The organism is Candidatus Binatia bacterium (genome assembly GCA_036382395.1).
Classification (GTDB): Bacteria; Desulfobacterota; Binatia; order HRBIN30; family HRBIN30; genus JAGDMS01.
Genome location: DASVHW010000233.1, coordinates 1 through 10,060, shown reverse-complemented (window position 1 = coordinate 10,060; position 10,060 = coordinate 1). Strand labels below are relative to the sequence as shown.

Annotated in this window: 10 protein-coding genes and 1 pseudogene; 4 read left to right on the top strand and 7 right to left on the bottom strand. The window is 61.6% G+C overall.

The window, feature by feature from the left end:
- From VF515_10745 to VF515_10720, 6 genes are all read right to left on the bottom strand, one after another.
- On the bottom strand, positions 1 to 225 hold a 225-nt coding region (locus VF515_10745), incomplete at its 3' end, for a hypothetical protein (protein HEX7408108.1).
- Between the two features lie 134 nt (positions 226 to 359).
- Positions 360 to 968, bottom strand: a complete 609-nt coding sequence (locus tag VF515_10740; protein HEX7408107.1) for a hypothetical protein — start codon at positions 966 to 968, stop codon at positions 360 to 362.
- 370 nt (positions 969 to 1,338) lie between these two features.
- A complete protein-coding gene (locus VF515_10735; protein ID HEX7408106.1) occupies positions 1,339 to 1,656 on the bottom strand; it encodes a type II toxin-antitoxin system RelE/ParE family toxin in 318 nt (105 codons plus the stop codon).
- 644 nt (positions 1,657 to 2,300) lie between these two features.
- Positions 2,301 to 2,627, bottom strand: a complete 327-nt coding sequence (locus VF515_10730) for a DUF2442 domain-containing protein (protein HEX7408105.1) — start codon at positions 2,625 to 2,627, stop codon at positions 2,301 to 2,303.
- The gene (locus VF515_10725) at positions 2,587 to 2,760 is read right to left on the bottom strand and encodes a DUF4160 domain-containing protein (protein ID HEX7408104.1); all 174 of its coding nucleotides are present in this window, start codon (positions 2,758 to 2,760) and stop codon (positions 2,587 to 2,589) included. The genes VF515_10730 and VF515_10725 overlap by 41 nt, the downstream gene beginning before the upstream one ends.
- A 237-nt stretch (positions 2,761 to 2,997) precedes the next feature.
- Positions 2,998 to 3,609, bottom strand: a complete 612-nt coding sequence (locus VF515_10720; protein ID HEX7408103.1) for a GNAT family N-acetyltransferase — start codon at positions 3,607 to 3,609, stop codon at positions 2,998 to 3,000.
- Positions 3,610 to 4,419: 810 nt separating this feature from the next.
- On the opposite strand from VF515_10720, the gene VF515_10715 reads away from it, so the two are divergent.
- Positions 4,420 to 4,848, top strand: coding sequence for a transposase (locus VF515_10715; protein ID HEX7408102.1), 429 nt, complete (start codon positions 4,420 to 4,422; stop codon positions 4,846 to 4,848).
- A gap of 307 nt (positions 4,849 to 5,155) precedes the next feature.
- Positions 5,156 to 5,326 (top strand): annotated as a pseudogene (locus tag VF515_10710) (enoyl-CoA hydratase).
- Between the two features lie 17 nt (positions 5,327 to 5,343).
- On the opposite strand, the gene VF515_10705 reads toward VF515_10710, so the two are convergent.
- Positions 5,344 to 6,573 (bottom strand): CoA transferase, encoded by a 1,230-nt coding sequence (locus VF515_10705; protein ID HEX7408101.1) that lies wholly within the window; start codon positions 6,571 to 6,573, stop codon positions 5,344 to 5,346.
- 314 nt (positions 6,574 to 6,887) lie between these two features.
- On the opposite strand from VF515_10705, the gene VF515_10700 reads away from it, so the two are divergent.
- The gene (locus VF515_10700; GenBank protein HEX7408100.1) at positions 6,888 to 8,675 is read left to right on the top strand and encodes a 2-oxoacid:acceptor oxidoreductase subunit alpha; all 1,788 of its coding nucleotides are present in this window, start codon (positions 6,888 to 6,890) and stop codon (positions 8,673 to 8,675) included.
- A 40-nt stretch (positions 8,676 to 8,715) separates the two neighbouring features.
- Positions 8,716 to 9,618, top strand: coding sequence for a 2-oxoacid:ferredoxin oxidoreductase subunit beta (locus tag VF515_10695; protein ID HEX7408099.1), 903 nt, complete (start codon positions 8,716 to 8,718; stop codon positions 9,616 to 9,618).
- Positions 9,619 to 10,060 lie beyond the last annotated feature (442 nt).

The following is a 10,060-nucleotide window of genomic DNA, read 5'->3' as shown; positions in this document are numbered from 1 at the left end:
AACCCACTGGGTCTGGCGCCACGCGGACGGTTTGAAGTCTTGTTTGGTCGAGGCAGTGAAGACCAACATGTAGGCGCCTAGAAGGAAGCCCTGTGCGTAAAGGAGCCAGGTAACTCTCGAGTTCGTAAGTGTGTTCTCGTGCTCTATGGCGAGCCGGACCCGCTTCCAATCGACTATCTCTGGGTCCTTGAACTCGTCCCATTCGTCGTCCGCAACACTACGCATGTAGTCCTCCGATGGCTGAAAAGGCTAATCCGGCGTCGCAGAGGGACGTAGGTCGGAAAGGTCGGAATTCAATGGCGCCGTCGTGGTATCCGACTCTTCCGACCTACATCCCTCTGCGCCTGGTGCAACGCGTGTTAGCCCGGTCGTGGCGACGCCGAAAACACGTGAGCCTTCCCGTCAGCCGGATCCGTCAGACGGACCAGCAGAATATCTGGCTGATCGATGAGGCGCACGTGGTGAACTTCGAGCAGGCGTTCGATTCTTCGCGCCCACTCCGAAATACTTCTGCCGAAGTCTACCAGGCGAGGTCCTGCCCGAAACGGGTTCCATTCGTGCACGACTTCGCTGCACTTGTCGAACAAAATGGCGAAGTCGCTCTGGGTCAGAAAACCGTCCGCAACAATGTCGAAGTGCCACCGGCCAGGTCCCTTCGATATTGGTATGACCGGCACTGGGTAGAAATCGGGGTTCATCCGCGCTAGTCGTTCCAAGATTCGCTTGGCGCTCCATTCCTTATCCACGTCCGCTCGCGCCTGCGAATACCGTTCCCGATTTGCGGCCAACGTAGCAAACGCGATCAGTTCGAGAACCTTGCGCAGTTGAAGACATGCGAACTCAGCGTCGGCACCTTCGTCGCCGGTTTTGAGCATTCCTCCGGTGATCGCAGCCACTAACCGAAGCCGGCGCTTCACTTGCTCCATGCAATTGCAATACGCGACCGTGTCTTCTGTGGTTGTGGCCATTTGCTGAATTCAATCGGGTTAACCGTTGGCGCTCAGGCGCGGCCCGCTCTGGGTCGTCGCCTGGAGCGGCTGGTTCGGCCGTGGCGCTTGGCGGACGGGATCGATTCAGGTGCTCGCCTGTCGGTTGCCAATGCAGCGCGCATCTCTGCTAGGGAGAGAGTTTTCCCAGCCGCAACCTCGCGGCGCGATCGTTCGATCAGAGCGAGAAATCCAGGGTGCGTGCTCAGTGCGAGGCTCTCCCGGTCCACGTTCCGAAGCGGAACAATCGCGGCGAACGGTCGGTTTCGTTTGGTCAGCAAGACGATTTCGTCGTCTAGTTCGCTCGCGTACTCGGCGAGCGAGCGTGATGCAGTCGAAAGTGCGAGGGTCTTCATATCTTGACTATCTCCCCGGCGATCCGGAGCACGTTCCGCTCCTTCTTGCCAACTGCCAGAACATATACCACGTCAGCCAGCGCTTCGCGCTTCGGGTCCGGTGGCCGCACGTCATAGAACGCCCGCAGCGGGCCGACCCGCAATTCCCACGGAGCTAGCGGGTTCGGGCGCAACGGCTTACGGCGCCGCGTCTCGACGAGAGGTTCGTGAGCCAACTGCTCGCGGATGGCATCGAGCAAGGTTGACCTCTCCGCCACCGTCAGGAACTTCATGTGGTCACGAACGCATTGCGCGAAGCGAATCTCGTAGCGCACGGTTGCTCAGTAGCACACGGACGCGCCACAAACAGCCGAACTACATTTCGACTCCCGAATGAAATCCCCGCCCCCCGCAGGTCCCTGCAGCATAGCACCGTGCCACAGTGTGGCTCCCATAGGCTATGACTCGCTTGCAAGTCAAGCGGTTGGGTCACTGAATGTAAGGAGCCACTGATAAGCACCTTCTTTCTCCGCGTGCTAGCCCGCGCGATTGTGCGGGCTAGCACGCCCCCCTTTTGGAGCAACCAGCAAGCGGTGGGCTCTCGACCCCGCGCCCCCCACGGCTGAGTAACCCGTGAGCACTCAGCTCTTTCAGGCCTGAAATGGCAAAATGTGCGCGGAGCGATCAGCTATCAGCGTTCAGCTCTCAGCCCGGAAATTGAAGCCTCTGCCATTTGGCTGCGTTCTCGTGAGCTTGGCTGACGGCTGACCGCTGATCGCTGACAGCTACGCCGCAGTTAGGACAGCACCAACAGCTGAGCGGAGGTCTTAGCTGTGGCCATGAAGTTCGTTCACCCTCGGATCATGAAGAATGGAGCCCGATACCCGCCTGGGTCCGTTCCCCTGTTGCCACCCTTCGACGGGGCTCAGGGCAGGCTTCCGGCAACGGGAGAAGGATGGTGGCTGTTTTTTGAGCAGCCTCAGCGCAATGCGGATCTGCCGCGCGCACGTCTCTTGCGCGTCGGCTGGATTCGCTTGTTAGGCTGAGCCTGGCTCACCAGCGGAAAGCGGTCGGGATGATCGATCGACTCCACCGCCACGTCCACATCGAGATCGGGCCAATAGAGATGATGCGGATGCGGGAGCTCGACGTTGCACAGCTGGCCGATTGAAACGTCCCGAAACCAGGGGAAGTGCTCGAATGCCAGGAACCGCTCACGCTCACCGAGCAAGAGCCAGAATCCATGCTTCGAGACGTTCGTGACCTCAACCACCGAAATGGGCTTTCCACGCGTTGCGGATTTCATCCTCATGCTCCAGAACCAGCCGGCGGGCACTGGCGAGACGGCGCTGACTCAGACCGTAGTTCGCCGCGAGCTCGACCCCCGGCTCCAACCAAAACTTTGCCTCACCCTCGGCATGGTAGACATGGACGTGCATCCGGGTTTCTTCCCGCGAGAAGAAGTAGCACCGAAACCCACCTTAGCTTTTCGATCTCCTCCGGTGACTCCACGCTCTCCTCGAGACTCGCCAGCAGGTCCACTGCGAGCCGTGCACGATCCTCGGCCGGCAACCGGAGAGCGTTGTCCTCGATCTCAGCTAACGAATGCGCCATCTCGTCCTCGCTCTGGCTCCTCAGCGCAGCACGGCAGCCCCAGATGCCGCTAACGCCGCGGGTCAGGCGCGCGGGTACCGCGTCGCCTGCAGCCGCTGGTTCTGCGCTTCCTCCGGTATATCCATGGTCATCCAAGTAATCTCATCCGACACGTCCGGTTGCACGGCGTCGGCAACGAATCCGGCACGTTGGTAGAAGGGGACGGCGTTGCGACTACTGGGAACATGCAGGCGGTGTATGCCGTTGCCACGGGCTGCCCGGATAAGATGCTCCAGGAGGAGCGTGCCGATCCCGCGCCCATGCAGGTCAGGTCGGACAAAGAACTGGGACACGCTGTGATTGGGAGCGTCCGGTCTGCCGAAGTTGGCCAATGCTCCAGTGGCCACAATCTCGCTGGCCTCTTCAACGACAAAGATTTGCTTCCATCCCATCTGCCGCCTGATCCAGCCTGGGGTGACTTCGCCCCTGAACTTCGCCACCACACCCGGCGAATGGTGTTCAGACATGACTCCGTCCCAATTGAGCAGCATCATCTCAGCGACGCTCGGTATGTCTTCCTCTCTAATCGGGCGAATCATCTTCTTGTCCGCCGAACTACATTTCGACTCCCGAATGAAATCCCCGACCCCCGCAGGTCCCAGCAGCATAGCACCGTGCCACAGTGTGGCTCCCATAGGCTATGACTCGCTTGCTAGTCAAGCGGTTAAGCCACTTGTGCGCACCTTCTTTCTCGGCGTGCTAGCCCGCGCGATTGTGCGGGCTAGCACGCCCCCCTTTTGGAGCAACCAGCACCCGGTGGGCTCTGGACAACGTGCCCCCACGGGCTGAGTAACCCGTGAGCACTCAGCCCTTTCAGGCCTGAAATGGCAAAATGTGCGGAGTAGCTATCAGCGATCAGCGGTCAGCCTTCAGCCAAGCTCACGAGAACCCAGCCAAAAGGCAGAGGTTTCAATTCCCGGGCTGAGAGCTGAACGCCAGTAAGATAACGAGTGCAACCCCAGAACGCGCGTGGCTCGCAGTCGCACCGCCAGGGAAGCAAATTCTCTGGCTACGAATAGGGGGAAGTCGTCTGAAGACGACTCAGACACGCAGGAGTCCGTTTCAACGGACTTTTTCACCACCGTAGCCGGGGAATTCGATTCCCCGGCGGCGCGCATGGCATCACTGGTTCCCCCTCGGCGGGACGTCTCGATACTGCTTCACTGGTGCTAGCGGCTTAACTTACTGGCATTGAGCCTGTGCGTGCTGTCCAAATTGCACACTCTCCGGTAGCACCGGGCTCTGTCCCATATGCGCTAACCTAAGCAGCGGTCGCTTGGCAGATTACGCCGAAGGCGTTGGTGTAACATAGCCCAGGGTTGCCGCGTAGCGGCTACCCTGGGAAGCGAAACCGATTTCTCTTCTACCCCGAAGGGGTTGCGCGCGGCGTGGGTCTCACCCTATCTTGACAGTACCGCATGGCTCAGTCCCTATCGAACGTTCTTGTGCACATCATCTTCTCGACCAAGGACAGGCGGCCCCTTCTTGGTGACCTGATCCTGCGAGCCGCGATGCACCGCTACCTTGGCGCTGTCTCCGTGCGCCTGGATTGCCCCGTGGTCCGGGTCGGTGGCGTTGACGATCATGTGCATCTTCTAGCGCGCCAGGGCCGCACCATCACGGTGGCCGAATGGGTCAAGGAGTTGAAGCGGGCCTCGTCGCAGTGGGCCAAGACTCAAGGTGCATCGCTATGGGGCTTTCAGTGGCAGGCCGGATATGGCGCCTTCTCGGTGAGTCAGTCTCTGAGCGGAAAGGTGGAACGGTACATCGGACAGCAAGAGGAGCATCATGGACAGTGGGACTTCCAGACGGAGTTCCGTCAGCTGCTGGAGGCCCACGGCGTGGCATACGACGAGCGGTACGTATGGGATTGAGGCCGTGAGACGCAACCCCTTTCAGGGTTGAACACGGTTTGGGCTATCGACCCAGGGTAGGCGCGCAGCGCGCCAACCCTGGGCTGTGGTGCACAACGCCGTTGGCGTAGAAGTCAGCATCGCCACTCGGGTTCTTGCGCATCCCTGATTAGGTTAACGCATATGGGGCTCTGTCCGGTGCGAGAAGAAGGACCGATCAGCCGACGCACGCCGCCGCAGTGGCGGATCTCCGGATTGGGACACACCGGCCGGATCGCGCGCATCACGTTGAACCGGCCCGAGCGCGCCAACGGCATCACGCTGGACGCAAGGCCTGCACACCACGCAGATTCTCGGCGTGGTCTTCGACGGTATCGCCCGCCACACCCGCGAAGGCTACGCCTTCCAGCTGCGCGCGGCCGAGGCGGGATTCAAACAAGCGGTGAGAGCACGCGACGAGCCGTTCGGCGACTTCGGGCCGTCCACGTTCAAGGGGTGACGGCGAAGCCGCGCGCCCTATCCGATGGCGCCCTTCTCTTTGAGCGCGGCGATGTCCTCCCACGTGTACCCGTGTTCGAGCAGTACCTCTTCGGTGTGTTCGCCGAGTTCCGGAGCGGCGTGACGCACGCTGGCTGGGGTGGCGCCGAACTCGATCGGGCTGCGTACCACTTCGATTTCCTGTCCTGTCCGGTGCGGCACTTTCGCAAAGGCGCCCAGTGCCCGCGCCTGTGGGTCGCGCACCACCTCGGCGACGCTTTGGACCGGCCCCCATACCAGGTCGAAACGGTCGAAGATCTCGCCCCACTCCGCCCGCGTCTTGGTGGCGAAGATCGAGTCGAGCAGAGCGATGAACTCCAGGCTGTGCTGCGCCCGCGTGAAGACCGTGGCGTAGCGCTCATCGTCTACCAAGTCCGGACGTGCGATGGCCTCACAGAATCCCTTCCAGTACCGGTCCGGCTGCAGCATCACCAGATGAAACCACTTCTCGTCTTTGGCCTTGTAGTGATTCCAGAGCGGGTTCGGCACCATCCGCCCGGTTGGGGCCGAGCCCATCCCGGTCACGAGGCAGACTTCGATGTCGGTGGCCATCATCCACAGGCCGGCTTGGAACAGCGAGAGATGGACCTCCTGCCCTTCGCCGGTGCGTTCCCGGTGATACAGCGCGGCGCAGATCGCTCCGGCAAGGGACAGCCCGGCGGGGTGATCTCCCATGGCGGGGCGTTGCGTCGGTGGCGGCCCCTCGGGTTCGCCGAGGGATGCCATGGCGCCCGCACGTGCCCAGAAGGCGGCGTAGTCGAAGCCGGCCCGGTCCTTCTCCGGCCCACGCGTGCCGTATCCGCTCAAGGCCGCGTAGATGAGGCGCGGGTTCTCCTGCCGTACATCCTCATATGTCAGTCCAGCGCGCTGCAGGGCGTTGCGGCGCAAGTTGGTGACGAACACGTCGGCATCGCGCAGCAGGCGCTTGACCACCGCGCTGCCCTCCGGCGTCTGCACGTTCACCGCGACGCTGCGCTTGTTGCGGTTGTCGAGTTCCAGGCTGGGGTTGATCGGTGGTTCGAACGCGACACCCATCGCCATGAGGCCTCGGACCGGGTCGCCGCCCAAGGGGTTTTCGACTTTCACCACCTCGGCACCCCAGTCACCCAGAACGGCGCCTGTCGCCGGCGCGGCCACCCAGATGCCCATTTCGACCACCTTGAGACCTTTCAACGGCCCGCTGTGCGTATCGCAGGAAGCATTTTCCATCCAATCACCTCTTCCTTCTGGGACTGTCGTATACTCCGAATAGCCAGCCAAACCTCTCCCCTGACCCCTCTCCGACGCGGAGAGGGGGACCCATTATCGAAGCTCGTCCCATGGGTTCCCCCTTCCCGTTTCGGGAAGGGGGCCAGGGGGTTAGGTTGCCGGGCGAGAAAATCGACAGTCCCTTCTTCCATTAGCCAGGATTCTTGGACCTCTGCGTATTCCGCATTGGAAATTATCGTATCAGTAGTGCTATGGTCCACCGGATTTGCGGGGAAGGTTTGCGTCATGAAACTAATATCACTGGCTGGGATAACATGCACAACGATTTGATCATCGGTATGGCCGGCTCAGGCGGGGACGGCATCGTCTCTGCGGGTGAGTCATTGATGACGGCGGCGGCGTTGGAGGGTTACCACGCCATCATGACCAAGAGCTTCGGCTCGCAGATTCGCGGCGGCGAATCGTCGTGCCGTGTGCGGCTTTCCACGGGTGAGGTGCTGAATCCCGGTGGCACGTTGGATGTCGCCATTGCCCTCAACTGGGAGGACTTCTTGAAGTTCGGCGGCGAACTCCCGGTCGGCGGCCGCACGGTCGTCATCTACGAAAGCAAGACGGGAGTCGCACCCGAGGACATCCCGCTGATTGGTGTCAAACCCGCGGAAGTGATTGCCGTACCGATCGGCGACATTGCGAAGCAAACCGCTGGGACGGACAAGGCGAAGAACACGGTGGTTCTGGGCCTTCTGGCCGGTTGGTTTGGGATAGCCCGGGAGTCAATCCTCGCCGGCATGCGGAAGAAGTTCGGAAAGAAGAGCGCGGAACTGGTGGAGGCCAATGAGCGGGCGTTTGCCGCCGGCATCACCTACGCCGAAGCCCATCCGTTGCAGAACCCGCAGTCCATGGCGCCTCCCCAAAACGGCCGGGCGCAGATGCTCACCGACGGCAACGACATTTGTGCCGCCGCCGCCATCTATGCCGGCTGCGAGTTCTTTGGAGGCTACCCGATCACGCCGTCCACCGAGATCATGCAGTTCCTCAACCGCGAGATCTGGAAGTACGGTGGCACGGTGATGCAGGCGGAGGATGAGATCGCCGGAGTTGGGGCGGCCGTGGGGGCGTCCTTTGCCGGCAAGAAGGCGATGACGGCGACATCGGGACCGGGCATGTCGCTCAAGACGGAAATGCTCGGGCTGGCGAGCATTGCCGAGCTGCCGCTGGTCTGCGTGAACGTGCAGCGTGGCGGGCCATCGACAGGCCTGCCGACGAAGAGCGAGCAGTCCGATCTCTTCCAGGCCGTCTTCTCCGCCCACGGCGACGTCATCCGCCCGGTACTGGCGCCGGTCAGCGTCGGCGACATGTTCCGCATAACCGTGGAGGCGTTCAACATCGCCGAGCAGTATCAGACGCCGGTGATCGTGCTGTCCGACCAGGAGATCGGTCAGCGCAAGGAAACCGTGAACCTGATCGACACCAGCGGTTTCCAGCGCGTCGACCGCCGGCGACCGACGCCCGCGGAGCTCAAGGATTATGTCCGCTTCCGCTTCACCGAGTCGGGCATCAGCCCGATCAGCCGTCCCGGGATGGCGGGGGGAAACTATCTGGCATCGGGTATCGAGCATAACGAGCGCGGCGCGCCCACTGCCAGCGGCGAAGTCCATGCGCGGATGAACGACAAGCGTTTGAAGAAGCTCAATCCGCTCAAAACTCGGTACGACCTGTTCATCCTCGATGGCGATGCCGATGCGCCGCTCGGCCTGATCAGCTGGGGCAGCATCGCCGGTGTGGCCATTGAGGCCCTGCGGCTGGCGCGGGCGGAGGGCTTACAGGTCCGGCTGCTGGTGCCGAAGCTCGTGTACCCGGTGGCGGAGGAGATCTACCAGGACTTTTTCGCGACCGTGAAAGCCGGGCTGATCGTCGAGCAGTCACAGCAGGGACAGCTGCACAAGATCATCCGCATGTACGTCGACGTCCCCAGCGGAGTGAAATCGTTCGCCAAGAGCGGGGCGAACCCGATCATTGCGGACGAGATCCTGGAACGGCTGCGCAAGATGGCCCTGAAGCTTCAACGCATGCAGGTCCCCGAGTCGCAACCCCAAGAATGAACGCGCGCCAGTAGATCCGACAACGAGAGAGGCTTGTGCCATGACGAGTACCGCTACCGCACGACCGGTTGAAGAGGTTCATCAATTCACCCCGAACGATTACAAGAGCGACCTCACGCCCATCTGGTGCCCTGGATGTGGCGACTTTGGTGTGTTGAGCGCCATGTATCGCGCCCTGACTAACATCGGTCGGCCTCCACATGAGATCGCCTTCGTTTCGGGGATCGGCTGTTCCAGCAGAATTCCCGGGTACACCACGGCGTACGGCTTCAATACCGTCCACGGGCGCGCCCTGCCTATCGCTCAAGGGATCAAGCTGGCGAATCCAGAGCTCTTGGTGCTGGTCGCGGGCGGCGACGGTGACGGCTTCTCCATCGGTGGGGGCCACGTCCCCCATTCCATCCGCCGCAACATGGACCTCACTTACATCGTGATGGACAACCAGATTTACGGTCTCACCAAGGGTCAGCTCTCACCCACCTCGCGGCGCGGCCTCAAGACGGTCACCTCGACGTATGGGAGTATGGAAGAGCCGGTCAATCCGCTCCTCTACGTGCTGGCCTACGGGGCGGGATTTGTCGCGCAGGGAACGCCGGCGGACATGCCTGGCTTGGCTACGATGATCGAGGAGGGTATCCGGTTCCCCGGGTTCGCCTTCATCAATGTCCAGTCCCCCTGTGTCACCTACGGTGAGCCGGAGGCCCAGCTCAAGGTTCACAAGAAGGTCATGAAAAAGCTGGAGGCAATGGGGCACGACCCCGCGGACCGCCTGCGGGCAATGGGACTGGCACAGGACTACGGGAAGGAGCTCTACACCGGAGTGTTCTACCGCAACCCCAATCCGGGCCCGACATACGAAAGCCTGGCCCACGAGCGGCGGCAGCAGTTGAGCCCAGTGGCGCGGCCGAAAGAGCAAATCCTGGAGATGTTCATCCCTGAGTAAGGGACTGTCGATGAACGGGAGACAGACCCTTCGACAAGCTCAGGGTGAGCGGAAGTTTTGTTTGAAATTGAATTCCTAACCGCTCGTGCTGAGATTCCGATCCGCGCTGACGCGCGGATCGGTTGGGCCATTGAACCCCCTCCTTACGGGACTGTCGATAAATGACCGGCCGCTGGTTTCGTATACCGAATTTTCCGCGTGCTTCCGTAGCGGCGCAGCATGCTGCGCCCCTCCATTCGGCGAAAATCGACACTCCCTTACGAAGGGACTGTCGATTTTCTCGGACTGCAAGCTGACCTGCGTATCGCTGATGGAGTATAAGGGAGCCGTTGGGTGGAGGGGCAGGATGCGAGGGATTAAGCGGCCTACCAAACGAGTGGCCAACACCGGGCAGTGGGGGTTCGGGTTTTGTCAGGCGGCGGTGCCGACGGCAGCCGAGCGC